This is a genomic window from Paenibacillus sp. KS-LC4, from assembly GCF_036894955.1.
GTDB lineage: Bacteria > Bacillota > Bacilli > Paenibacillales > Paenibacillaceae > Pristimantibacillus.
In genome coordinates this window covers 5,496,382-5,521,702 of record NZ_CP145905.1, presented here as the reverse complement: position 1 = coordinate 5,521,702, position 25,321 = coordinate 5,496,382, and the positions used below count along the sequence as shown (strand labels likewise).

The window sequence follows — 25,321 nt, the reverse complement described above, 5'->3', positions numbered from 1 at the left end:
ATAAGAAAATGGAGAACAAACCACTCATTTATTTTTTGTGCACGGGGAACTCTTGCAGAAGCCAAATCGCCGATGGTTTTTTGAAATATATTGGCGGGAATAACTATGAGGTGAAAAGTGCGGGGCTTGAAGCTCATGGCTTAAATCCTCGTGCCGTTCAAGTAATGAAAGAAGCGGGTGTCGATATTAGCAGCCATACGTCCGATGTCATTGACCCTGAAATTTTAAATCATGCTGATTATGTCATTACTCTTTGCGGGCACGCAGACGAGCATTGTCCCGTCGTATCCAATCCGAACGTGGCCAAATGGCACTGGGGCTTTGATGATCCGGCAAAAGCAATAGGAACAGAGGAAGAGATTATGGCTCAGTTCCGTCTGGTTCGCGATTCGATTAAACAACGTATTGAGCAATTCGTACAAGAAGGCAAGTAATGCGTTCGAGTGATCTTGAAAAAAAGGGGAGGCAGCCAAATGAACAGAACAGCTGTAGTGGCGGGAGCCACAGGGTTAATTGGCAAGGAACTGGTTCAATTGTTGCTTCACGACGCAGCATATAAGAGCGTAACGATTGTTGTTCGGCGACCAACGGGCATGGAGCATCCCAAGCTCGTGGAGCAAATCGTCGACTTCGAGCAATTGCAGCAAGCGGGTGTCCAGATGGACGGTGCAGATGTGTTTTGTACACTCGGTACGACAATTAAGAAGGCAGGGAGTCAGGATGCTTTTCGAAAAGTAGACTATCAATACCCGCTATCGCTCGGGCAATTGGCAAGTCAGCAAGGAGCAAGGCAGCTATTGCTTGTAACAGCGATCGGGGCGAGCGCCTCCTCGCGGGCCTTCTATAATCGAGTGAAGGGGGAGGTGGAAGAAGCGCTGAGCGGCCTTAAGCTTCCAGCTTTGCATATTTTCCGTCCTTCACTGCTGCTTGGCGAGCGGGGGGAGTTTCGATTCGGGGAACGATTCGCGGCAGCGTTGTCGGGCGTGCTTTCTCCGTTGTTTTCGGGGCCGCTCCGAAAATATGCGCCTGTGCAGGCCAGTGCGGTCGCCAAAACGATGATTTTTGCAGCGAAAAGCAATCAGGCAGGCATTCATATTCATGAGAATGAGCATATCGTAAAGCTAAAGCGGGAAAAATAAAACAGCTGTGGTCAAGGACGTTATTTTCAGGTCCGAGACTATAGCTGTTTCTTATTCTAAGGCTGCTTTATAGTTGGCTAAGCAGAATACTTGGATAATAATCGAGTTCCTTCACGCTGCCAGATGTTTAGAAAGGCATTAACGACGTCGGGATCAAATTGGGTCCCTGCATTTTTTTGAATTTCCTCTATCGCAAACGCAACATCCAGCTCTCCTCTGTAAACCCTCTTGGAGGTCATCGCATTTCTAAAGAAAACGATAAGAACGACGAGCACGCCTCGAATCCAGGCTTCCTTCCAGAAAGAGAGACCTACCAGTATGCTGAGCATTAAATAAGTAAACTGGAACAATATGTAATTTTCGAAATAAAAGTCTGCCGCAATAACCGCAAGAAATGCGATTCCGAACAAGAAGCGGCTTGTATATTTACTAAGAATAAAGGTTTCCGCTTGGTAAGCGATGTAATTTTTCATAGGACTGAGAACTTCTGCAATCATTCAATTCATTTCTAAATTATGTATTTAGCTGTGGAGAATTATATCACATTCTAAAGCTTAGTCTCTATATAGAATTATTAATATTACATGAACGCTAACCATCTATATGTCTATCTCTATCTATCGGGATTATGTTAATAAGTTGGGAAGTACGCAAAGGTTCAGCTCCACTTAACTATTAAATTTTTATTTGGATAAAATATGTAAATGTGTTAACATGAGTAAGTGATCGGTATGTTTACTGTTCTATTAAAGCCCCCAAATCAGCGGAAATTCGCAAAGATTCCTTTGGGCTTTATTATCATTCAAATAATATGATAGCGCTTACAAACTTGAGGCAAGGTAAGTAAACGCGAGAGTTTATATTTTTAATGAAGAAAGGGAAAATGGATGATGCTCAAAATAGTGCTGGCAGACGATGAGGTATTTGTTCGGAAAGGACTGATCGAGCTAATCCCATGGGAAGAAATGAAGTTTACAATAGTCGGTGAGGCGAATAATGGCAAGGAAGCGCTGGAAATGATTATGGAGCTAAAGCCGGATTTAGTCATTACGGACATACGCATGCCGCTCGTGAATGGGCTTGATCTGATTCGAAGTGTAAAGGAGCATGGCCAGCTTGACCCGTTTTTCATAATTATCAGCGGCTATAATGACTTTAATTATGCACAGCAGGCTCTACGCTACGGGGTACACGACTATATTATGAAGCCTATTGACGAGGAGGAAATGACGGCGGCTTTACGGCGGCTGACCTACAGCATTATAGAAAAAAAGAAGGCTTTGCTGTCCGGAGACAAGCAGCAAGGCAACTCTATTCTAGAAGCGTTGATGCAGGGAGCTTTAAGCAAGAAGGAGGCAGAGTCATATTCCGCGATGCTAGGCATGCCGGAGGGTGCAAGCATGATGTATGTGTTGGTTGACGTGTATGCCGCTCCGCAGGAGCAACTGACGGACATTAAGATGTTTCAGGAAGCGCTGCACGCTATTGAGTATAGAGAAGGAGATATTCCTGTCATAGAGCTGCAGCCGGGCAAGTTTGGGCTCCTGTTAAACGTGGATGGGCTACATACGAGAGAGGGAGGAATCGAGCAAGCTTTGGAAAGGCTGCGCGTAGCTCTTTCCCATCGCCTGAGCTGCGACATTGGCATGTATGTGGGCAATGCCGTCGATCATATTGCCGAGCTTCGCCATTCCTATTTGGAGGCTAGCGAGGCGGCCCGGCATAAATATGCTGAGCGCGGTGTAATTTGGTACTCAAAAATTAAGGCTCTGTCGCTGTATGTTTTTGATATTAGTCCAGACCTTTCAAATCGGCTGGTCTTGCAGCTGGAGGAGGGCAGCCGGGAGGCATACCGTCAAACGGCGGCGGACATGTTCCGCCTGTTCCGTGAGCAGCGCTTCACCCCGCAGGCTGTAACGGGGTCGCTCTCCCGATGCATCACCGGAATTATAGCAGTCATTAAGGAGATGGACGGCAGCGAGGAGGAGGTTCGGCGGTTAAAGGAGCTGGCTGAACGGGAGCATGGCAATTGGAGCTTGCAGCTGCTGGAGGAGCATTTCATGCTGGCGCTTATGGAAGCGGAGGACTACATTGCGTTGCTGCGTCAGGAGTGGTCCAAAGGCAGCATCAAGCAGATTAAAAACTATATTGACGCCCATTATAGCGAAAATATTAGTCTCAAATCCATCGCGGCCATGTTTTATATGAATGCCTTGTATTTAGGCCGGCTTTTTCGCAAAAGCTATGGGGTTTATTTCAATGAATATTTGCTGGAGCTGCGGGTCAAGGAAGCTAAAAAGCTGCTTCGACAAACTGACCTGCGCATGTACGAAATCGCCGCCAGAGTCGGCTTTCAGAATGCGGATTATTTTGTCGCCCAGTTCGAGAAGCGGGAGAAGCTGTCGCCGACAGAATACCGAAACATACTGAATGCCAAGGAGCTGGGAGGCTAAGCGATGCTTAAACTCAATTTGAACTACATGAAGCTGCTGCTTATGTACATACTGTCCGTATTCATCCCTATCGTTGTCACGAACGTGGTTTTCTATAATGTGACAACCGTCAATATTCGCAGCCAAAAAACCCGTGATGCCGACATGGCCTTGAACAATCTCAAAAACGACCTGCGCGTAACGTTTGACCAAGGTGTTGGTCTTTCCTATTCCCTCTATGCCGATCCGATCTTTAACAAAACAGTTGCAAGGCATTTTGCCACTCAGCTGGATTACATTGAGACTTATCAATCTTATTTGAGCGGGGCATTTTCTGATCAAAACGTGCAGGGTGTCCGCTGGTACCAGGTGTATACAGATAATCCCACCGTTTTGTCCTCGGGCTACATTGATCTCCTGAACGAAGCGGTTCGGCAGTCCGACTGGTATATCCAGTCCAAGTCCTCCTCTGCGCCTTATCCGGCTTTTGTTTATTCCGACAAGAAACTCAGCCTCATTCAACAGTTAAACAATTACCGTACTGGCAGTATTGAGCAGCTGGTGAAAATTGATTTGAACATGGACTTGCTCGCCCAAAAATTCGGAAACAGTGCCTTTGGCGGCAAGGTTTATTTGGTTGACCCTCAGGGACGGGTGTGCTTTGGCTATGAACGAGTAGGAGAATGGCAGCAGGCAAATGTGCGGTTCGAGGATATCACGCTTCCTAAAAACTCACATTTGTTTGAGGCTTCTTTTGATGGCATTAGTTATTTGGAGGGGTGGACGCTCCAGGGTGTGATGAATGAGGAGGTCTTCCTTAGAGAGGTAGGCGATTCGCGGTTCATTGTCATTTGGCTCGCCTGCATTAATTTTGTGCTGCCCTCCATCATTATCGCAGTGATGTCGAGATCTCTGCATGTCCGGCTGGTAAAGATTCTCATGCATATGAAGAAGGTGAAAACGCAAACCTTTCAGACGATTCCTCACGAGGAGGCGAGAGATGAAATCGGCCAGCTGACGGTGGAATTCAATCAAATGATGGGAACGATCAACAATTTGATTAATGAGGTGTATATTGCGGATATCCAAAAGAAGGATTTGGAGCTAAAGCAGCAGCAGGCGCAGCTTCATGCCTTGCACAGTCAGATTAATCCCCACTTCCTGTTTAACGCTCTGGAATCTGTCCGAATGAGGAGCGTCATCAAGGGGGAGCGGGAAACGGCAAAAATTATTCATCATATGTCCCAAATGTTTCGCCAGTCTATTTCTTGGAGTCGGAAGCACGTGCTGGTGCGCGAGGAGCTTGAGCTGATAGACAGCTTTCTGGAAATACAGCAATACCGCTTTGGGGGGAAGCTGGACTATAGCATTGTAGCAGATCCGTCAGCGCTTAACCGCCGAATTCCTAAGATGGTTATTTTGCCGTTTGTGGAAAATGCCAGCATCCATGGAATCGAATCGAGTCCCGACAAAGGAATGATTACGATCTCTGTTACCGAGCGGGAGGAGCAGCTTTATATCAAATTAGACGATAATGGTATCGGCATGTCTCAGGCCAAGCTGGATGAGCTGTTTCATTATTTGGAGGAAAATGATGATATAGGCGAGCGAGTTGGCATGAAAAATGCTTATCACCGTCTAAAGCTGTGTTACCAGAATCGGTTTGACTTCTCTATCCACGCTAGTGAAGGGAAGGGGACGCATATCGAAATCGTTCTGCCGTTGGAAACCGAGGAGTTGTAATAGTTGGGAAAGAATGGGTATGCTTTTCGAAGAAAAAGGTATGGTTTGTAGGGTAATCAAGAAAACGCTTTCTTGATATATTGAAAGGGCTTACAACTTTGCGGTTGGAAGGGGATTTTGTTGAAATGTACAAAAGCATGGCGGTAATTGCTGGCTTGATGATTTTATTAGCAGCGATGCTTGGAGGGTGCAGTAAGGCGGATAACAGTACGTCTAACAGCGTCTCTAGCAACAAATCCACCTCCGATGCTTACACAGCAAGTGGAGAGGAGAATCCGCCTGTAACTTTTTCATACTATCATTTTTCGACAGGCAAGAAGGACACTTTGGCGAGTGAAACGGTCATCGGAAAACAATTGCAGCAACAAACCGGTGTCGACTGGAAGCTGGAATATGTCGTAGGCGATAGTCTAACCAAGGCTGGAGTCATGATTGCAAGCGGCGATTATCCAGATGTGATTAGCTCTAGTGGCGAAATGGCGAAGCTGATGGACGCAGGAGCATACATCCCGCTCGATGATCTAATTGAGGAGTACGGGCCTAACATCAAACGCGTGTACGGCGCTTACTTCGATAAAATGCGACAGACGGACGGGAAAATTTATACGTTGCCGTATACCGCCAATCAGGGCGAGTATATCGGCGGTCCCAATATTGGCGGAGGAGCCTTCTGGATCCAGCGTTCGGTGCTGAAGGAGTTCGACTATCCGAAGATCAGCACGTTGGACGAATATTTTGCTCTAATCAAGCAATACAGGGAGAAGCATCCGACAATTGATGGTGCGGATACAATCGGATTCGTTTCTCTGGCCGGCGTCGCAAATAACTTCTTTACGCTGCAAAACCCTGCTATGCATCTTGCGGGCTATCCTAACGACGGCAGTGTTATTGTCGATATGGAAACCCACGAGGCCAAGGTTGTAGCCGGAACCGACTACCAGAAGAGATGGATTCAGAAGCTGAACGAAGTGAACGCGGAAAAGCTGTTTGATCCAGAATCCTTTACGATGAACAAGGATCAATACTTGGCCAAATTGACCTCAGGACGTGTGCTTGGCTACTTTAACTATGCATGGCAGGTAGGGGATGCTTCCAAAAGTTTATTAGCGGCTGGCATTGACGAGAAACGTTATGCTCCGCTTCCCCTTGTATTCGACAAAGACATCAAAGATCAGTATGTGGACCCGCCAGGCTTTGTCGCCAATTATGGGGTCGGCATTTCCATCAAAGCCAAGGATCCCATTCGCATTATTAAATACTTCGATGCTTTGTTGAAGGAAGAAAATCAAATCCTCGTACAGTGGGGGATCAAGGACCAAACCTACAGTGTAGATGACCATGGCCGTTTTTATTACGCAAGCGATGATCAGCGCAAATACCATGATGATCTGGAGCTCAGTCGTGCTTTCGGCTTCACCTACTTCCAAACGGACTGGCCGCGTTACGGCGTGGAGTCCACTTTATTAGACGGCAATGCCTTTAGTCCCGGCAATCAGCCCGAGCTGGCCTATGCCTCGTTTACCGAAGGCGATAAAGCGATTCTGAACGCATATGGTGTCGATACGTTCAGCGAGATGTTTTCAAAGCCAGATGCACGCCCATGGTTCCCTGTATGGTCCATTGCGCTGGAGCAAGGCTCCCCGGAGCAAATTTTTACGATGAAGTCGGATGATGTGCAGCGTAAATATTTGCCTGCTCTGGTCATGTCCTCGCCGCCTGATTTTGACAAGCTGTGGGAGGAGTATATCGGCGAGCTGAACAAGCTGGACAAGAAGAGCTATGAGAATACGATAACCAAGGCGATAAAGGATCGCGTTGCAGGCAAATGGTGAGCAGGGCTGAAGCGGGGGGCTGAACGATGGCCTTTTAAAATTTCAAACCAGCAAAGCCCCTCGGGGAACAGAAATATGAGAAGGGAGGTGGTTGGCGGTTGTTGAAGCAGCCGGAGAAGCTGGAGCAGCTTATAGGAAAAACTACTATTCCAAGGAGATGAAAAAAATGATCTCAAGTTTGAAAAAATCAATGTTTGTATTATTGGCATGTTTAACGGCGCTTCCGTTAGTATTAACCGTGCCAGGTCCTCCTAAGGTATCAGCAGCAAGCGATGCAGTTATTAATTTATCGGCAGAAAAACAATTAATAAAAGGCTTTGGAGGTATTAACCACCCGGCCTGGATTGGGGATCTGACAGCATCCCAAAGAGATACGGCATTTGGCAATGGACAAAATCAGCTTGGCTTTTCGGTTTTAAGAATTTTTGTAGACGGTGACAGCAACAATTGGTACAAAGAAGTTCCGACTGCCAAACGCGCGATTGAGCAAGGCGCACTCGTCTTTGCTTCACCATGGAATCCTCCAGCTAGTATGATTGAGACCTTCAATAAAAATGGCGATACTTCAGCCAAACGTCTTAAATATGATAAGTATGCTGCATATGCCCAGCATCTTAATGATTTTGTCACTTACATGAAAAATAACGGTGTGAACCTTTATGCGATTTCGGTTCAAAATGAGCCTGATTATGCTCATGACTGGACATGGTGGACGCCACAAGAGATGCTTCGCTTTATGAAAGAAAATGCGGGCTCCATTCAAAATACGAAGGTCATGGCTCCAGAGTCATTTCAATACCTGAAAAATATGTCAGATCCGATATTGAATGATCCGCAAGCTCTTGCCAATATGGATATTCTTGGTGCCCATCTTTATGGTACAAGCGTTAGCAATTTTGCGTACCCACTGTTCAAACAAAAGGGAGCGGGCAAAGAGCTTTGGATGACAGAAGTATACTATCCAAATAGCAACAACAACTCGGCGGATCTCTGGCCTGAGGCATTGGATGTATCCCATCATATTCACAATGCGATGGTTGAGGGCGATTTCCAAGCCTATGTATGGTGGTATATTCGCAGACAATACGGCCCGATGAAAGAGGACGGCACGATTAGCAAACGCGGCTATAACATGGCTCATTTCTCCAAATTTGTTCGTCCAGGCTATGTAAGGGTTGATGCAACCAAGACTCCTGAAACAAATGTCCATGTCTCTGCTTATAAAGGTGACAACAAGGTCGTTATTGTAGCCATTAATAGAAGCACCTCGGCCGTCAATCAAAAATTTGTTTTGCAAAACGGCAATGCATCGACGGTATCTTCATGGGTAACAGACAGCACTAGAAATCTTGCAGCCGGATCGTCAATTAATGTGTCTGCGGGCTCCTTTACAGGTCAGCTTCCAGCACGGAGTGTTACAACCTATGTAGCTGAACTGGGCAGCGGTGGAAACAACAACAGCGGTACGACTTATGAAGCTGAGACGGGAACAACGTTGACGAACTCCGTAGTAGAAGCCATAAATTCGGGCTACACCGGCAGCGGATATGTCAACTTTAATGCTTTAACCGATGCAGCCATTCAGTGGGGCAGCATTTACGCTTCCGTAGCAGGAACTAAAAATGTGAAGTTCCGTTATGCGTTAGAGTCAGGAACAAGAAATTTGGACGTTTATGTTAACGGGACGAAAGTGATTAGCAATGCAGCTTTTGCAGCGACTGGCAGTTGGACAAGCTGGGGTGAGAAAACGCTTCAGGTTGCCATGAATAGCGGAAACAATACTTTAAGGGTGGTTACGACGGGTACAGAGGGACCGAATATAGATAACATCAACGTTACAGCCCAATAGCAGAACGGCTGTAGAAATGGTTGCTTGTAAGAGGCAGGGTACGTAAGAAATGAAGGAGGATATGGAGTAATGAAAAAGAAGTTGAGCGTTTTTTTATTAGCTTTTGCCTTAATATTGAGCTGTCTGCCAGAGATGTCTGCATTTGCGGCTAGTACGACCATTGCCAAAAATGTAGGGAATTCCAACCCGCTCATTGACCATCATTTAGGGGCGGACCCCTTTGCAATGACCTATAACGGAAGAGTATATATTTATATGTCCAGTGATGACTATGAATATAATAGCAACGGAACGATTAAAGATAATTCTTTTGCTAATCTGAATAAGGTGTTCGTTATATCTTCAGCGGATATGGTGAACTGGACAGATCACGGCGCTATTCCGGTAGCAGGTGCAAATGGAGCAAATGGCGGACAAGGCATTGCAAAATGGGCGGGTGCCTCTTGGGCTCCTGCTGCGGCAGTGAAGAAAATAAATGGCCAGGATAAATTTTTCCTGTATTTTGCAAATAGTGGGGGAGGTATCGGTGTTCTCACAGCTGACAGCCCAATCGGGCCATGGAGCGATCCGCTGGGAAGAGCACTGGTCACAACGAGTACACCGGGTATGTCCGGCGTAGTTTGGCTTTTTGACCCGGCCGTATTTGTAGATGACGACGGCACAGGCTACTTGTATGCAGGTGGAGGCATCCCTGGCGGTTCAAATCCAACGCAGGCGCAATATGCAAATCCTAATACAGCTAGAGTATTGAAATTAGGTGCTGATATGACCAGCATCGTTGGAAGTGCATCAACGATTGATGCGCCGTTCATGTTTGAGGACTCAGGCATCCACAAGTATAATGGGGTATATTATTACTCCTATTGTATTAATTTCAGCGGTACGCATCCTGCTGACAAGCCTAAAGGTGAAATCGGCTATATGACTAGTACAAGTCCGATGGGACCCTTTACGTACGCAGGCCATTTCCTAAAAAATCCAGGCTCATTTTTTGGTGCAGGAGGCAATAACCATCACTCTGTGTTTAATTTAAACAACCAGTGGTATGTGGTATATCATACTCAAACGGTCAGCTATGCTCTATACGGAGCAGGTAGAGGCTACCGTTCCCCTCATATCAATAAGCTTGTGCATAATGCGAATGGATCGATTCAGGAGGTTGCAGCCAATTTTGCAGGCGTATCGCAGCTTGCCAATCTCAATCCCTATAATCGGGTAGAGGCTGAAACGTTTGCCTGGAATGGACGCATTTTGACGGAGAAAACTTCAGCAACAGGCGGACCAGTAAGTAATCTTCACGTAACGAGCATTAACAATGGGGACTGGGTCGCTGTAGGAAACGCCGAATTCGGTTCAAGTGGAGCAACTACTTTTAAAGCAAATGTAGCCTCTACTGTAGGTGGGAATATTGAAATACGTCTTGACAGTGTAACCGGCCCGCTTGTCGGAACGCTTAATGTACCTTCCACAGGTGGAACACAAAACTGGAGCGTTATTGAAACGGGTGTAAGCGGTGCAACCGGTACTCATAACGTCTTCCTAGTCTTTACTGGGGCTGGCTCAGGCAACCTATTTAATTTTGATTACTGGCAGTTTACACAAAATGCTGTGAGCACCGGTACTTCTTATGAAGCAGAGACGGGCACTATACTGACCAACTCTTTAGTAGAAGCCATCCATACCGGCTACAGCGGCAGCGGATATGTTAACTTCAATGCTACAACCGATGCGGCTATTGAATGGAATAACATCTACGCTGCAGTTACAGGTACTAAAAATGTTAAGATCCGGTATGCCTTGGAAACAGGTACGAGAAATTTAGATGTTTTTGTAAACGGTACGAAAGTGATTAGCAATGTTGCCTTTACAGCAACCGGCGGCTGGGGAACCTGGGTCGAGAAGACGATTCAGGTACCTATGAACAGCGGAACTAATAGTTTAAAACTGGTCACTACAGGCACAGAAGGGCCAAATATTGATAGCATTAATGTTTCGGCTCAGTAATGATTATGGCAAAAAGGCTTCGTCTCCTTTACATGGGGACGAGGCCTTTCGGCTTTAGGGTGCTAAATCCTTGACCGAACCTCATTATACCGTCGCAGAGAAAGGAATTTCTCCTTTGAGAGGATACGTCGAACCCTATCACAATGAAGGGCAAGGTTTGATATAATGGCGGGGGAGGGTGAACAACATGCATACGATAGACAATTTAATGAAGCAGCTAGAGCAGCTAGGCATTGACAGCCAAGGGACGCTGCTCGTCCATTCCTCGATGAAAAGTATTGGGCCTGTTGAAGGTGGCGCTGATACCGTTTTAGATGCGTTAACCGCTCATATGAAGGAGGGGCTGTTGGTGTTGCCCACCCATACATGGTCCTACGTCAATGCGGATAATCCGAAATTTTACGTTGATCATTCCCCCTCCTGTGTTGGAATACTGCCTGAGCTTTTTCGCAAGCGGCCGGGTGTGGTGCGTTCGCTGCACCCCACTCATTCGGTAGCAGCATTAGGCAAGGATGCTATAGAGCTTACAAACGACGATCATCGCTTCGATACGCCCTGCGCTAGAGGCTCCGCTTGGGGGAAGCTGCTCGACCGCAGGGCGACTATATTGTTAGTTGGAGTCGATTTAAGGCGCAATACCTTTATTCATGGAGTCGAAGAATGGGTAGATATACCGGGCAGATTAACGGATGACTCGGAGCAGCTTTACACGGTTTTAGCCGATGGAACAGAAATTTCTGTCCCTTCCCGCAGACATTGCGGACTGTCATGGTCGCAGCATTTTTGGAAAGTAGATGATTTACTGGAAAGCGAAGGCGCTATGTATAAGGGGCGGCTTGGCGATGCGGTTGTAAGGGTTTGTGATGCGGCCGGGGTAGCAAGAGTCATAACGAGCATGCTCCAAGACAATCCCGATTTGTTCTCGGATAATAATCCACTGAACCATTAATAAAATGTATGAAGGGCTGTCCGGTAACGGATGGCTCTAGAATGCTACCGCGTAAAAGCTTCTTAATTCATCCCCAAACCACGCTCTTCTCCTCACATGGCATAGGCCATAATCATCCCATTCACGGGCAAATTCAAAGAAGGTATGAAGGAATCGGTTAGAGGATGGTTGGACTGCCATTGTATGGGCTAGCTGACTGCTTTACTGTGTGATAAGATGTGGTTAATTTAACCAAGCTAATGATAGGGAAAATCATCTTTTAAAGGTCCATTTAAGTGTTATGGAGTATACTATTTCTATACTATCGTAGTCGTCGTATCAAAAAAGGAGAAGATTTGTGAGCCCATTAGTGTGGTATGATCTTTTTTTATTCCTCCTATTGTCTGGTTTATATGTGTATGTTTTTGCTACCGTTAGAATTACGAATTTACATAAGGTGTACTTTCTATTTCATTTTTTAATGATGCTCTGGCCCCTGTGTCAGATTGCAATAGATCTGACTAGTGATCCGCTTCTTCAGTTGTTTTATGTAATATTGTCTTTTGTCGCCCTTTCTATGTTAGGATGCGGCTGGCTGTTGCTTACTGTCTTTCTTACCGGAAATACTAATAAATTAAGGGGGAAGACGTTATTTCTGCTGCTCGCTCCGGCTGTTATTGCAGCAATTGGCGTGGTCATTAACCCACATAATATGTTTGTCATGCCGCTTGAGGGCGGTTATATTCATCGAGAATACGGCGCATGGTTTTGGGTAGTCATCACTATTTTGGTGAGCTACTTCTTTGCTTCCCTCTTTGTTCTGTTTGGGGCGTTGAGGGCTCCTAAATCTTCACCAATGATTAGGAAGCAAGTGAAGGTAACCTTATGGGGAATATTCGTGCTTGCTATATTTGCAGGTATTGATGCTCTTCTTAATGTGGTATTGAGGGAGTGGCTGCCGATCATTCCAGGCTTTACTTCGATGGGTATTTTTCTTTCAGATTTATTTTTTGTTTATGTCATTAAAAAATATAATGTGTTTGAGCTGGTCTCCATCGCCCATGAGGATGTGATCAACACGCTTCCATATGGTATTCTTGTACTCGACGATAATGAAACCATTATTGAGGCGAATAAAGCCTTGCGCCATTATATGGAATTAAATGTCGGTGATTATTTTGATATGGAGTCGTTGCTCGGCTCTGTTCGTGTTGAGGGCAGCAGCAAGAGGTTTCTGGAACGTTATAAGCGTAAAGAAAATACGTTGTCTCAAATCGAAATCATTGATGAGCGAGACCTCGTGCGTCATTTTATTATACAGGCTTCGCCAATTGTCGATTCCTACCGCATGCAGATTGGACATATCATTACGTTTCAGGATGTCACGAAAGAGCGTTTTTTTGTGAAAGAAATGAATCGGCAAAATGAGGTTCTTCAGGAACGCAACCATGCCCTTGATCGTATTAGCAATGAGCTGTTCACAGCTAATCAAAAGCTTGAGGAATTAGTTCTGACGGATAGTTTAACAAACTGCTACAATCGACGTTATTTGACGCAGCAGCTCATGCATGAGGTTATAACGAATATTCAATATAAAATCCCGTTTTCACTGATCCTCTTTGATATTGACTTCTTTAAAGCCATTAATGATCGCTATGGACATGTAATAGGAGATGAGGTTCTTTATCGCACGGCACAGGCGGTCAAGCAAGCCATTCGTGGGACTGATATTCTAACTCGCTATGGCGGGGAGGAGTTTATGATTTACCTGCCGCATACAGAACGCCAGTTAGCTGAAAAATTAGCGGAACAAGTGAGAGTAGCGGTACAGTCAAACGACATTTTAGTAGATCATGAAATCAAACAGGTTTCTATTACGGTAAGCGTAGGGTGCTTATCCATTGAAGACTTTAATCTTCAGCATGTCCCGGACAATCCGGAAGGGTATTTAATTCAACTTTTTGCCGCCGTCGATAAAGCTCTTTATCAGGCCAAGCAAAATGGAAGAAATCGAATTGAATTTGCCGATGCTCAGAGTGTTTCTTAAATGTAACAGGAATGCATTAGCATGTTGCTAGGTTGTATATGGTTTAATGTAGCTACCACGTGCTGATGTATGGATAAGGTGAGGGTGACTCGGGGGCTTGTTCTATTTATTGTTAATGTGACAGCTGGCATATTGCCGGTCTGTCTCTTTTTTTTGTTTGGATGCGAAGAGCTCGAACCCCTATACACTGTTTTTTTCTGAGGACAGAGGTAACCCCCGGATAGTCACCTGAAACATGCGAGCAGCATCAAGCTGCTGATTGCCGACTATCTATATGTAAAACGAGTCTGTCCCGAAGGTCATTTCTGACCTGTCGAGACAGACTCGTTTCATTTACTTACTCAGCCTATCCTATTAATCACAATAGCTTAACGTCCAGAAAGAGCAGTAACAAATGCGCTGAGTGGAGCAGCAGGGCGACCTAGCAGCGTTTCTAAATCATTGCTCTCTACATCGAGCGAGCCTTCACGAATTGCCCCTTGCATATCAACAATCATCGCTACGACAAAATCAGGAAGCCCAGCTTGCGTCAAAGCTTGGCCGAATGCAGCATCGTCTACATCCACGACGTTAATTTCTTTGCCCAATGCTTCGCCAGTGATAGCTGCCAGCTCAGCTTGCGTGCGCGGCTTGCCCGACAGCTCGTAGACCTTATTGTCATGGCCTTCGCCAGCTAGAACAGCCGCCGCCGCTTCGGCATAATCGCTCCGTAATGCATAGCCTACACGCGCAGTGCCAGTGGCGTTCAGCCAAGGTGCTCCGTGGATGGCGCCCTGTACGCTGCCAGCTTCGTTTTCGGCATACCAGTTGTTGCGCAGCAGAGAATATGGAATTCCCGTCGCAACAATTGCTTCTTCCGCAGCGCGGTGTACCTCTGCGAGCGAGAGTGTGCTCTTATCTGCATTGGCAACACTTGTGTAAGCAATGAAGCCTACGCCTGCTTTTTTGGCGGCATCAATTGCGGCTTGATGCTGGCGAATACGTGTAGCATTATCTGCATCAGCGGAAACGATCAACAGACGGTCAACACCAGCAAATGCTGTATCGAGCGTTGCGGGCTGATCAAAGTCACCATGGCGTACGTCAACGCCTTGTGCTTGCAAATGCGCAGCTTTCTCAGGCGTACGCACACTTACCGCAAGCTGATCAGCAGGCAGCTTTTTTAATAGGGAATTGATAACGAGGGAGCCAAATTGTCCAGTTGCGCCAGTTACTAAAATTTTCATGATTCATGCCTCCATAAGTTCGGTTTGTGTGAAATAAAATGGGCTTCCATGCTTGAAATCCCTTTATAGCCTAGCATGAGCTACTTTTAAAATCTTTATCGTTGTAACTATAATAGTTACTTCTGGGCGCGATGTCAATCCTGCTATTACATTTTTGTGCGGATTCTAATTTTGTACGATTTTTCCTGCAATAGCTGCTCCTGAGTCCGCGAAATAAGCTATAGCCCGAGATTCAATTGAAATAGCGGCTGCTGCGTCCGCCAGGCCCATCGCGAACAGCAGGCGCTGGCTTCATCGGTTCCCTCGCTCTGCCGGACGAGCCAATGAAAGTGCTATTTTACCTAATCATCGTGTCATTACAAAGATATAGGTCGTTGATAAAATAATGAAAACGGATACAACGCAGCAAGGCATCAAGCGCATGAAGCAGGAGAGGATGTTACGGATGAACGAGACAGGCGTCGGACGCTTGGGCAGCAGGCTATTTTTCATGGGACCTGCACTGTTGATTTTTTTGGCAGTCATTATTGTGCCGATCAGTATGAGTATTTATTATAGCTTCTTTCAATGGGACGGAGTTTCGGCAAAGATTTTCAACGGAGGGGAAAATTTTAATCGGCTGCTCCATGACCCGGTTCTATGGACCTCACTCAAAAACTCCGTGTATTTAACTTTGGGAGCGCTTTTAATTCAGCTGCCGATCGGCTTGTTTTTTGCCATTGTACTAGGCTACAAGCTGAGAGGCTCGAATTTTATGAAAACGATTTATTTCACGCCCGTTATGCTGTCTACAGCGGTGCTTGGCATTTTGTGGGGGCAAATTTACGACCCGAATTTCGGGCTGCTGAATAATTTGCTTGTGCAGCTTGGCCTCGACAGCTGGGCGCATGCATGGCTTGGGGAGGAAGCGACGGCGCTCGGATCGGTTATTGCGGTTGTTGCTTGGCAGTTTATCGGCTTTTATATCATCGTCTATATCGGTGCGCTTCAGGGCATTTCCGATGAGGTGCTGGAGTCGGCGAGAGTCGAGGGCGCAAGCGAGTGGAAAATTATTTTCAGCATCCAAATCCCGCTCATCTGGCCGACCATTACGTTCACCGTGCTAAACTGTGTCATCAACTCTTTGAAATATTTCGACCTGATTTACATTATGACGGGCGGCGGACCGAATAATAGCAGTGAGGTGCTAGCAAGCTATATGATGAAAAATGCATTCCGCATGATGGATTTCGGCTATGGCAGCACCATCTCGACCTTCTTATTGCTGTTCGGGCTGTGCCTCGCATTTATGATTTCAAAGCTTCTGAGCCGCACTGGCGCCAGATTCCAATAAGAGAAAGGAGAGATGAAGGTGAGCGCGACTCAAACGATGCTGCCTGCGGGGACGCGCGGCAAGGGCTTTTCCCGATTGCTGCTGTATGTGCTGCTGCTGGTCCATCTCGTATTTACAGGCTACCCGTTCGTATGGATGGCCATTTCGTCCTTCAAAACCAATAAGGAGTATTTTGCTAACCCTTGGGGGCTGCCGGAATCGTGGCATTTTGATCATTTTGTGCAGGCTTGGAACCAAGGCATCAACGGATATTTGTTCAATAGCCTATACATTACCTTTTTCTCGGTAGTCGGGCTGCTGGTTGTAGCAACGTTAATTGGCTTTTACTTATCCATTCGGCCGTTTAGAGGCTCGAAGCTGCTGCTCGGAGCTTTTTTTCTCGGCATGCTGATTCCGATTCACAGCACCTTGATTCCACTGTTTACGATGGCGAACAAGCTGGGAATCTATGATTCGTTCTGGGCGTTATTTTTCCCTTATATCGCCTTTAATCTTCCTGTCGCAGTCTTTATCGCCCACGGCTTCTTCCAAGGCGTGCCGAAGGAGCTGGAGGAGGCGGCCATGATCGACGGCTGCTCGATTTACCAGACGTTTTTCAAGGTGTATTTTCCGATTGCGAAGCCTGTGCTGGCGACGATTACGATTCTTTCCTTTTTCAACATCATGAACGATTTCGTATTTCCGCTCGTTATGGTGTCCAAGGAATCGCTCAAAACGCTGCCGCTCGGCCTCATGATGTTCAAAGGCAACTTCAGTGCCGATTATTCGCTCATTAGCGCGGCATTGGTCATCACGACAGCTCCTATCATTATTTTATACATGTTCCTACAAAAGTATATTCAGAAGGGGGTTGTAGCGGGGGCGGTCAAAGGATAATTTGCTCTAAGGAGCATTAGGAACATGAGCTGCGGCATTCAACATTCAAGGTGCGACGTTCAACATTCACGCTAGACATTACTCAAGGGGGAAACAAACATGAAAAAGGGTCTTATTTTATTGTTGACAATGATAATGGCAGTAATGGCTGGCTGCTCCAGCGCTGGCAACAAGGCGGAGAGCGGCAATTCCGAAGCTGTATCCGGCGATATAACGAAGCTGACGATGTGGAGCATGGAGACGAGAAACAAGGACATTATTGAAAAGTCGATCAAGCAATTCAACGACGAGCATCCGAACATTGAGCTTACAGCTGAGTTTTTTGAAGATGAGGCTTTGAAAACAAAAATGAAAGTAGCGATCACAGGCAACCAGGTGCCGGATATCATTACGTACTGGAGCGGTGAAACGTTCGACACGCTCGTATCGAACAGCATGCTGGGCGATATTACAGAGTCGCTTAACAAGGATGCAGCGTTCAAAAACGATGTGCTTAACGGTGGTTTGGAAACGTTCTCTTACGATGGCAAAAACTACGGCATTCCCGTTCTATTCAGCGGCGTATCCCTGTGGTACAACAAGCAGATTTTTAATGAAAATGGTTTGACGCCTCCGACAACCTACGCGGAGCTGCTAAATGTCGTAGATCAGCTGAACGCTAAAAATATCGTTCCGATTACGGTAGCAGGCAAAGACCGCTGGCCGGTTCTGCACTGGTTCTCCTATTTGGCACAGCGCATCGGCGGCATGGAGCCGTTCGAGAAAGCGAAAAAAGGCGAAGCCGATTTCACACAGGACAGCTTTGTGCAAGCGGGCGAAATGCTGCGTGAGCTTGCTGTCGATCATAAAGGCTTCATCAATGGCTTCCTTGGACTTGATTATGCAGCAGCAGAATCGCTGTTCACAAACGGTAAAGCTGCAATGTATTTGCAAGGTGAATGGGCAATGAATTCCTTCCTGGATGGCGATTTTGCCGACAAAGTAAGCTTCGTGCCATTCCCGACAGTAGATGGCGGACAAGGCGGTATTAACACTTACCAAGGCGGCTTCGGCGCAGGCATGGCGATTTCCTCCAAGACGAACCAAGAGGCAGCTTATGAAGCGATTCGCTTCCTTACGGATTCGCTGCAACGGAAAGAAATTAACGAAGGCGCGAACATTAGCCCCATGAAAAACCCAGGACTTGAAGCGGCAAAAATGAATCCGCTGGCTTTCGCTTACGACAGCTCGATCAGCAGCAGCCTGGAAGGCTTCTTCAGCTACTATGACCAAGCGCTTGATGCCAAACGTGCCGAGCAATTCCTGAACTCAGTCGGTGCGATTGTCGGTCAAAATTCGAACAGCGTCAAAGACGAGTTGGCGAAAATCAAGTAGCAGCAGCTCATAGCATATGTGACAGGAGGCGCTTACGATTAGCGTAATTAACAATCCGATCTTACGGGGCTTTAACCCCGATCCTTCGATTATTCGTGTCGGAGACGATTATTATATTGCGACCTCAACCTTTGAATGGTTTCCCGGTGTCCAAATTCATCATTCTCGCGATTTGAAAAACTGGCGGGTGCTGACGCAACCGCTTGCCCGGGCAAGCCAGCTTGATATGATCGGCAATCCCGACTCCGGCGGCGTATGGGCACCGTGCCTCAGCTACGACAACGGCATCTTCTATCTGGTGTTTACCGATGTGAAAAGTCATATGGGGCCCTTCAAGGACACGCATAACTATGTCGTAACAGCAACCGATATTATGGGGCCGTGGTCAGAGCCGATTTATTTGAACAGCAGCGGCTTTGATCCTTCGCTGTTCCATGATGAGAATGGCACCAAATGGCTGGTCAACTTAACTTGGGATCATCGGAAAGGGAAAAACCCGTTCGGCGGTATCGTCATCCAGCAGTATTCCGAGGAGCTTAAGGCGCTGACAGGCCCGATCCACACGATCTTCGACGGCACGCCGCTTGGCTTGACGGAGGGGCCGCATATTTACCGTCATGACGGTTATTATTATTTGCTTACAGCCGAGGGAGGCACGCGTTATGGGCATGCGGCTACGGTTGCTCGCTCACGGACACTGCTTGGCACCTATGAGGCCGATCCGGCAGGCCCGCTTCTAACGTCAACGGATCACTCCGAGCTGCCGCTGCAAAAGGCTGGACATGCGAGCCTAGTGGAAACGCAGGATGGACAGCTGTACATTGCCCATCTGTGCGCACGACCGCTCAGCCCTTCGGGAAGCTGCACGCTTGGAAGAGAAACTGCGCTTCAGAGAGTCGCTTGGACGGAGGATGGCTGGCTGCGTTTAATTGGCGGAGGCCACTCGCCTGAGGTTCAGGTCATCGCGCCAGCACTGCCGGAGCATCCCTTCGAGGCGGAGCCGGAGGTTGAGCATTTTGACGGGGATGCGATCAGCATTCATCTTCATACGCTGCGCGAGCCGCGGAGCGAGCAATGGGCGACGCTGAAGGAGCGCCCCGGCCATATGAGGATGAAGGGAAGAGAATCGCTATATTCCGCTCATCGGCAGAGCTTGCTTGCACGCCGACAGCAATCGTTTACAGTTGATGCTGAAACGGTCGTAGAATTTGAGCCAGACACTTATCAGCAGCTTGCTGGGCTTGTATACTATTACAATACGAAGAATTATTATTACCTATGGATCAGCCGCGACGAGCAGCAGGGCAAATGTCTCGGCATTATGTCGAGTGACCGCGCTGTCTATGATGAGCCGCTTGACCAGCCCGTGTCCATTGACGGGGCGGAGCGCTGCTATTTGAAGGCGGAAATTCGCCATGTTGCGCTGCAATTTTACTATTCATTGGATGGCAAGGCTTGGCAGCCAATAGGCCCTGTTTTGGATGCCAGCAAAATATCGGATGAAAACGCCGAGCTAGTCAAGGATGGCATCGCGCTGGATCAAGGCTTCACCGGAGCATTTATCGGCATTTGCGTACAGGATTTAAGCGGGCGCGGCAAGCATGCGGACTTTGATTATTTCAAGTATTCCGAAAGGTGAGCTGATGATGAGCAAAAACGTTATGGAAGCGGCCGTTATGAACAAGCCGCTGGATATTGAGATCCAACAAATACCCGTTCCAACACCGAAGGACGATGAGGCGCTCGTTAAAGTATATTGTATTGGCGTATGCGGCTCAGACGTTCATTATTATGAGCATGGCAGAATTGGCCGCTATGTCGTGGAGAAGCCTATTATTCTCGGACATGAGCTGGCTGGCGAGGTAGTAGCTGTCGGCGCGGGCGTATCGAATGTCTCCATTGGCGACCGGGTAGCGGTTGAGCCGGGCGTTGCCTGCGGCCGCTGTGAATATTGCAAGTCGGGTCGTTACAATTTGTGCCCGGACGTCGTATTTATGGCAACACCGCCAGTTGACGGCGCATGGGCCGAGTATGTAACGGTACGCAGCGACTTCCTATTCAAGCTGCCCGATGAAATCAGCTTTGAGCAGGGCGCGCTTCTGGAGCCGTTGTCCGTGGGACTTCATGCGATGAACCGCGCAAAGGTCACTCCGGCAGACCGTCTGCTCGTAACGGGTCTTGGCCCGATTGGTCTGCTTGCGATACAGGCGGCAAAGGTGTTTGGCGTAAGTGAAATTTATGCTACAGACGTCGTTCCGTTCCGTCAGGAGCTGGCGAAGGAAATGGGCGTTACAGCGATTATTGATCCAATGAAGGAGGACGTGCAGGCGCGTATTGCCGAATTGACAGGCGGAAAAGGCGTTACGGTTATCGTCGAGACGTCAGGAAATGGTCGGGCCATTGCCGATGCTGTACGTACCGTCAAGCGCGGAGGACGCATTGTGCTCGTCGGAATGCCGGCAGCCTCTGAAATTCCGGTTGATGTGAACGCGATTATTGATGCGGAGGTAGATGTGCTCGGATTGTTCCGTTATGCCAATACCTACCCGGGCGCTATCCAAGCGCTCAGCCAATCAAGCGTGGACATCGAGAAGGTTATTACTCATAAATATGCGCTTCGCGATACGAAGGAAGCGGTTGAAATGGCGCGTACACAGAAGGATACAAGTATTAAAATAATGATCTATCCTAATCAATAACCATATGCGGACAAAGCCTATCCTTTCACGAACGTTCGAGAGGATAGGTTTTGTGCAAGTTTCACTGGAGGAAGCAACAATTGGGATATTTTAAAAAAATAGGGCTGGATCAGACGAGAGGTCAAATTTTCGTCGGTTTTATTTTGACCATGTCGCTCGTCCTGCTGCTTACGGTGAGCAGTCTGTATGTGCTGCTGTCCAAGGTGCAGCGGGAAAATGCGTCGCTATACATTGATGAGATCGCACTGCAAGCAAGCGGAAGGCTGGAATCGCAGCTGAATGAGGTTAACGTTCTAACGCTGCAGCTGGCTATGGATGATCGGATACAAGAAGCGCTCAGCTCGGAGAAGCAGGGGCATTTGGCAGTCTATGACGAACGAATGAAGCTGAGGAAGCTGCTCATTGAGAAGACAGCCTATTCAGATACGATAAAGGATATTGAGCTTTACAGCTTATCTCGCAGCCTGTACCCTATCGTGGAGAAGAATATCGGGGAGCGGATAGACGCGCGTTCCTTACAGCAGGCGGACGATATCCATCAAGCCGGGGCGATTATTTGGATAGGACGCGATCCGGACAATCCCGATAATTTGCTAGCCGTCAGGCAGGTGAAGCTGGAGAAGGAGAAATATGCGAAGGGCGGCTATTTGCTCATTCGGCTTAAGCCCTCGATTATCGAGCTGGCGACTACGGACAAGGCGAAGGACAAAGGCCGCGTGATGCGGCTTCTTGATGAGAACAATAATAGCATGAACGTTGTAGAGGATAGCGGGCTGCTCCTGTCGGTCGGCGCGGTTGAAGGCGAGAACGACGATTATGTGACGGTAGAGAGGGCCATACGCGCTACGGGCTGGAAGCTGCAAATTATGATTCCCAAGCAGACGCTGACTGCCGATATTTACTTTTTGCGCGATGTGCTACTGTGGGCGAGTGTGCTTAGCATTTTCGTATTTGGCCTGCTGTCCTACTATTTATCCAAGTTTATTACGTCGCCAATCAGAAGCCTGACACGCATCATTCAAGGCGGCAAGCATGGCAGTCCACGGGAAAATCCCGATCAATATTTCAACCGAGAGGTTAATCAGCTGAATATGACCTATAACCAGATGGTTAAGCAGATTAATTATTTGATTAAATCCGTATACGAGATAGAAATTGTGAAAAGCAAAAGCGAAATTAAAGCGCTCCATTCGCAAATCAATCCGCATTTTTTATTCAATACGCTCGATTCCCTTTATTGGGATCATATTCGCAAAGGAGAGCAGGAGCTGGCGCAAACGGTCATTCAGCTTGCTGATTTGTTTCGGTATACAATTCATTCCAGCACCCAGGACGGCTTCGTCACGATTCATGAGGAGCTGGAGCAGATTAAGCGGTATGGCGATATTATGAAAATGCGCTGGCGCGATAGGCTCGCCATTGAGATTGACTGCGACCTCAAGCTTGGCGACGTGCGTATTCCGAAGCTTGCGATTCAGCCGCTCGTTGAAAATGCCATCGTGCACGGGATAGAGCCAATGGAGCATGGCGGAACGATCAAGCTGCGCGTAAGGGAGGATGGGGGCGTCATCTCCTTCACGGTGCACGATAACGGAATCGGCATGGACCAAGGCCAGCTGCACCAAATAAGAGAACGCTTACAAAATGATTTGAGCATTGCTTTTGTAACCGGTAAAAACGGAATTGGCTTGTTCAATGTGTGCAAGCTGATTCAGCTGCACTATGGCATGCAGTATGGCTTAACCATTGACAGCGCGCCGGGTGCCGGGACGACGATTGTATTGAAAATTCCGCTAGAGCCCGAGCTTATGCCCGTACCAGAGAGGGGAGCTTCTGACGATGAATCACAGCATACTGGTCGTTGATGATGAGTATAACTCACGCATGGGGGTGGCCTTCACCCTGGAGCAGTGGGGAGAGGATAAGGTGAAGGTCGAGATGGCCGACAATGGCAAGCAGGCGATTCGTCTGCTTCGGGAGAAGTCCTATGATCTGCTCATTACCGATATTCGGATGCCGCTAATGAGCGGAATCGAGCTGCTTGAGACGCTGCGCGGGGAGCAGAACGACATCAATACCATTTTGCTCACCGGCTTTGCGGAATTTGAGTATGCCCAGAAGGGGCTAAAGCTGGGCGCCGTCGATTATTTGCTGAAGCCGATTCGGCAGGAGCAGCTCATACAGGCAGTCGGCAAGGTGTTTCAGTCCAAGTCGGAGGAAGCGGCGAACGGGCTTGCCTATGGCGTGCCCTCCACTAATGCTTATATTATTAGTGCCGTAAAATATATTCATGAAAGCATGGGTATGCCTTTGTCGATCAAGGAGGTCGCCCAGCATGTACATCTGAATCCAAGCTATTTCAGCGTGCTGTTCAAGGAGGAGACGGGCGTCAGCTTCAGCGATTATGTCATTCGGCTGCGGATGAAGCGGGCAAAGGAGCTGCTCTATCATTCTCCGTTAAGCCTGGACGGTATTTCGGAGCAAATCGGCTTGCAGACGGCGAGCTATTTCATCCGCTTTTTCAAAAAATATGAAGGCATTACGCCAAAGCAGTACCGCGAGCAGCTTAAGATGATGGCTGCCCATGGGAGCCAAGGTTCGCTGTCTTAGCTTTGAATGAGATGCTCAGCTAAGAAGGCATTTTGCTTGCGATCCAGCTCGGCAGTATGCTTGCCTATCCATATTAGGTGGCCCCAGGCATCGAGAATGCAAGCTTCGGCATGTGCAATATGAGCCGTGGCATATTCAGCATGCTTGGGAGCGACGGAACGATCATTTTTACTGTGCATAATGAGGGTAGGAGCCTTAATGGAACGTAATGCTTTCGTATAATCAGCCTGAGCTTGCTTGAGATCAATAAGAAAGCCATTATAGGAGCGCTGTCGATTGTTCATTTTGCGAAATGATTCAATAGCGAGACCGTCGAGCCTTGCATAAGCTTCAGCTGGCGATAGGGTGGAAAAGGAGAAAAGCAGCAGCCTGAATGTAAGCCGCGGCAGTAGGTTATTGATCCGAGCCAGTAGCAGCCACGTCCATTTTTCCACCCCCGGTTTGAAAATTCGCCTGAAAATGCGATAGGCCCAATCATGAGGTGAGAGCCATGGCGAGGTGATTGCACTTTGCAGGGTGAGGCTTGCAACGCGCTCAGCATAGGTTGCGCAAAAAAGGATGCCTGTTGGCCCTCCCGCTGAGGCTGCAATAACATGCGCTTTTGCTATATGAAGATGATCCAGCAGAGACAAATATAGACCGCAGGCTTGCTCCAGCTCAGCAATAGAGGAGGTGCGGCTATAGCCTGAGCGGGAGGGGGTAATGATGGAATACCCTGAAGCGACAAGGTTCTGGTAGCCGAACTCCTCATAGCAGTTGGAATGACCGCCATGAAAAAACAGCAGCGGGACTCCTCCGCCCACAATGGAGTATTCCAGCACATATTCTCCTACTTGCAGGGTGCTGACTTGACGATCCATGACGACTCACCCTTCCTATTATTCACTGCTTGTATGTGCTGCCCACATTAAGGGGGAATACGAAGTTTGTCAAAGGGGGCAAGGAGCGCTATTGCTATCTAGTAGTCACGATTTGCCGTCCTTTGAATGCGGACATATTCTCTAGGCTGAAATGGGAGCGGCGGAAAATCTCCGTTTTTCCAGAAGGAGGCCTGATAAAGCGTAGAGGTCGGCATCGTTTCAGAGGGCGAGGTCACTGTATATCTTTTTTGTTGCTCCAGATGGTTATTCGTGACAGCTCCTAGCCCAATCAGAAAAACAAAGATGGATAAGCAAACGATTATTTTTATTCGCAGCATAGGAAATCACCTCTTTTATTAAAAGTTTTCC

20 protein-coding genes are annotated in these 25,321 nt (G+C 47.6%); 16 read left to right on the top strand and 4 right to left on the bottom strand.

Annotation, left to right across the window (positions count from 1 at the left end):
* Positions 1-8: 8 nt before the first annotated feature.
* Both arsC and V5J77_RS23295 read left to right on the top strand, forming a co-directional pair.
* Positions 9-434, top strand: coding sequence for an arsenate reductase (thioredoxin) (gene arsC / locus V5J77_RS23300; RefSeq protein WP_338553220.1), 426 nt, complete (start codon positions 9-11; stop codon positions 432-434).
* A 39-nt stretch (positions 435-473) separates the two neighbouring features.
* Positions 474-1,139, top strand: coding sequence for an NAD(P)H-binding protein (locus V5J77_RS23295; protein ID WP_338553219.1), 666 nt, complete (start codon positions 474-476; stop codon positions 1,137-1,139).
* A 77-nt stretch (positions 1,140-1,216) separates the two neighbouring features.
* Here the strand turns inward: V5J77_RS23295 and V5J77_RS23290 are convergent, their stop codons facing one another.
* Complete coding sequence (locus V5J77_RS23290) at positions 1,217-1,612, bottom strand: hypothetical protein (protein ID WP_338553218.1); 396 nt, start codon at positions 1,610-1,612, stop codon at positions 1,217-1,219.
* A 414-nt stretch (positions 1,613-2,026) separates the two neighbouring features.
* Here V5J77_RS23290 and V5J77_RS23285 point away from each other — a divergent pair, with 414 nt between their 5' ends.
* The 7 genes from V5J77_RS23285 to V5J77_RS23255 all read left to right on the top strand — a co-directional run bounded on the left by V5J77_RS23285 (position 2,027) and on the right by V5J77_RS23255 (position 13,974).
* Entirely contained in the window at positions 2,027-3,592 is a 1,566-nt protein-coding gene (locus V5J77_RS23285; RefSeq protein ID WP_338553217.1) for a response regulator, read from the top strand.
* 3 nt (positions 3,593-3,595) lie between these two features.
* Complete coding sequence (locus tag V5J77_RS23280; protein WP_338553216.1) at positions 3,596-5,314, top strand: sensor histidine kinase; 1,719 nt, start codon at positions 3,596-3,598, stop codon at positions 5,312-5,314.
* Between the two features lie 125 nt (positions 5,315-5,439).
* Positions 5,440-7,146: an extracellular solute-binding protein gene (locus tag V5J77_RS23275; RefSeq protein WP_338553215.1), complete on the top strand. Its 1,707-nt coding sequence runs from the start codon at positions 5,440-5,442 to the stop codon at positions 7,144-7,146.
* Positions 7,147-7,237: 91 nt separating this feature from the next.
* Positions 7,238-8,995, top strand: coding sequence for a carbohydrate-binding protein (locus tag V5J77_RS23270; protein WP_338553214.1), 1,758 nt, complete (start codon positions 7,238-7,240; stop codon positions 8,993-8,995).
* A gap of 69 nt (positions 8,996-9,064) precedes the next feature.
* Positions 9,065-10,999: a carbohydrate-binding protein gene (locus tag V5J77_RS23265; RefSeq protein ID WP_338553213.1), complete on the top strand. Its 1,935-nt coding sequence runs from the start codon at positions 9,065-9,067 to the stop codon at positions 10,997-10,999.
* A 187-nt stretch (positions 11,000-11,186) separates the two neighbouring features.
* Positions 11,187-11,948, top strand: coding sequence for an AAC(3) family N-acetyltransferase (locus V5J77_RS23260; RefSeq protein WP_338553212.1), 762 nt, complete (start codon positions 11,187-11,189; stop codon positions 11,946-11,948).
* A gap of 337 nt (positions 11,949-12,285) precedes the next feature.
* Positions 12,286-13,974: a diguanylate cyclase gene (locus V5J77_RS23255; RefSeq protein WP_338553211.1), complete on the top strand. Its 1,689-nt coding sequence runs from the start codon at positions 12,286-12,288 to the stop codon at positions 13,972-13,974.
* A 368-nt stretch (positions 13,975-14,342) separates the two neighbouring features.
* Here V5J77_RS23255 and V5J77_RS23250 read toward each other — a convergent pair whose 3' ends face one another.
* The gene (locus V5J77_RS23250; protein WP_338553210.1) at positions 14,343-15,200 is read right to left on the bottom strand and encodes an SDR family oxidoreductase; all 858 of its coding nucleotides are present in this window, start codon (positions 15,198-15,200) and stop codon (positions 14,343-14,345) included.
* A gap of 385 nt (positions 15,201-15,585) precedes the next feature.
* Between V5J77_RS23250 and V5J77_RS23245 the strand changes: the two genes are divergently transcribed.
* From V5J77_RS23245 to V5J77_RS23215, 7 genes are all read left to right on the top strand, one after another.
* Complete coding sequence (locus V5J77_RS23245; RefSeq protein WP_338553209.1) at positions 15,586-16,533, top strand: sugar ABC transporter permease; 948 nt, start codon at positions 15,586-15,588, stop codon at positions 16,531-16,533.
* Positions 16,534-16,551: 18 nt separating this feature from the next.
* Positions 16,552-17,409, top strand: coding sequence for a carbohydrate ABC transporter permease (locus V5J77_RS23240; RefSeq protein WP_338553208.1), 858 nt, complete (start codon positions 16,552-16,554; stop codon positions 17,407-17,409).
* 99 nt (positions 17,410-17,508) lie between these two features.
* Positions 17,509-18,783, top strand: a complete 1,275-nt coding sequence (locus V5J77_RS23235; RefSeq protein ID WP_338553207.1) for an extracellular solute-binding protein — start codon at positions 17,509-17,511, stop codon at positions 18,781-18,783.
* A 37-nt stretch (positions 18,784-18,820) separates the two neighbouring features.
* Positions 18,821-20,422, top strand: a complete 1,602-nt coding sequence (locus V5J77_RS23230) for a glycoside hydrolase family 43 protein (RefSeq protein ID WP_338557020.1) — start codon at positions 18,821-18,823, stop codon at positions 20,420-20,422.
* On the top strand, positions 20,385-21,482 hold the full coding sequence (locus tag V5J77_RS23225; RefSeq protein ID WP_338553206.1) for an NAD(P)-dependent alcohol dehydrogenase: 1,098 nt from the start codon (positions 20,385-20,387) through the stop codon (positions 21,480-21,482). Before V5J77_RS23230 ends, V5J77_RS23225 begins: the two co-directional genes overlap by 38 nt.
* A gap of 80 nt (positions 21,483-21,562) precedes the next feature.
* Positions 21,563-23,347: a sensor histidine kinase gene (locus tag V5J77_RS23220; protein WP_338553205.1), complete on the top strand. Its 1,785-nt coding sequence runs from the start codon at positions 21,563-21,565 to the stop codon at positions 23,345-23,347.
* Positions 23,322-24,092 carry a response regulator gene (locus V5J77_RS23215; protein WP_338553204.1) on the top strand — a complete coding sequence of 257 codons (771 nt, stop codon included), beginning with the start codon at positions 23,322-23,324 and terminating at the stop codon, positions 24,090-24,092. Before V5J77_RS23220 ends, V5J77_RS23215 begins: the two co-directional genes overlap by 26 nt.
* On the opposite strand, the gene V5J77_RS23210 is transcribed toward V5J77_RS23215, so the two are convergent.
* Both V5J77_RS23210 and V5J77_RS23205 read right to left on the bottom strand, forming a co-directional pair.
* On the bottom strand, positions 24,089-24,952 hold the full coding sequence (locus V5J77_RS23210; protein WP_338553203.1) for an alpha/beta hydrolase: 864 nt from the start codon (positions 24,950-24,952) through the stop codon (positions 24,089-24,091). The genes V5J77_RS23215 and V5J77_RS23210 overlap by 4 nt on opposite strands.
* A gap of 98 nt (positions 24,953-25,050) precedes the next feature.
* On the bottom strand, positions 25,051-25,290 hold the full coding sequence (locus V5J77_RS23205) for a hypothetical protein (protein WP_338553202.1): 240 nt from the start codon (positions 25,288-25,290) through the stop codon (positions 25,051-25,053).
* Positions 25,291-25,321: the final 31 nt, after the last annotated feature.

Coding starts and splice junctions, on each gene's coding strand:
- arsC (WP_338553220.1), top strand. CDS start 9: ATGGAGAACAAACCACTCATTTATTTTTTGTGCACGGGGAACTCTTGC.
- V5J77_RS23295 (WP_338553219.1), top strand. CDS start 474: ATGAACAGAACAGCTGTAGTGGCGGGAGCCACAGGGTTAATTGGCAAG.
- V5J77_RS23290 (WP_338553218.1), bottom strand. CDS start 1,612: ATGAAAAATTACATCGCTTACCAAGCGGAAACCTTTATTCTTAGTAAA.
- V5J77_RS23285 (WP_338553217.1), top strand. CDS start 2,027: ATGATGCTCAAAATAGTGCTGGCAGACGATGAGGTATTTGTTCGGAAA.
- V5J77_RS23280 (WP_338553216.1), top strand. CDS start 3,596: ATGCTTAAACTCAATTTGAACTACATGAAGCTGCTGCTTATGTACATA.
- V5J77_RS23275 (WP_338553215.1), top strand. CDS start 5,440: ATGTACAAAAGCATGGCGGTAATTGCTGGCTTGATGATTTTATTAGCA.
- V5J77_RS23265 (WP_338553213.1), top strand. CDS start 9,065: ATGAAAAAGAAGTTGAGCGTTTTTTTATTAGCTTTTGCCTTAATATTG.
- V5J77_RS23260 (WP_338553212.1), top strand. CDS start 11,187: ATGCATACGATAGACAATTTAATGAAGCAGCTAGAGCAGCTAGGCATT.
- V5J77_RS23250 (WP_338553210.1), bottom strand. CDS start 15,200: ATGAAAATTTTAGTAACTGGCGCAACTGGACAATTTGGCTCCCTCGTT.
- V5J77_RS23245 (WP_338553209.1), top strand. CDS start 15,586: ATGAAAACGGATACAACGCAGCAAGGCATCAAGCGCATGAAGCAGGAG.
- V5J77_RS23235 (WP_338553207.1), top strand. CDS start 17,509: ATGAAAAAGGGTCTTATTTTATTGTTGACAATGATAATGGCAGTAATG.
- V5J77_RS23225 (WP_338553206.1), top strand. CDS start 20,385: ATGCGGACTTTGATTATTTCAAGTATTCCGAAAGGTGAGCTGATGATG.
- V5J77_RS23215 (WP_338553204.1), top strand. CDS start 23,322: ATGAATCACAGCATACTGGTCGTTGATGATGAGTATAACTCACGCATG.
- V5J77_RS23210 (WP_338553203.1), bottom strand. CDS start 24,952: ATGGATCGTCAAGTCAGCACCCTGCAAGTAGGAGAATATGTGCTGGAA.
- V5J77_RS23205 (WP_338553202.1), bottom strand. CDS start 25,290: ATGCTGCGAATAAAAATAATCGTTTGCTTATCCATCTTTGTTTTTCTG.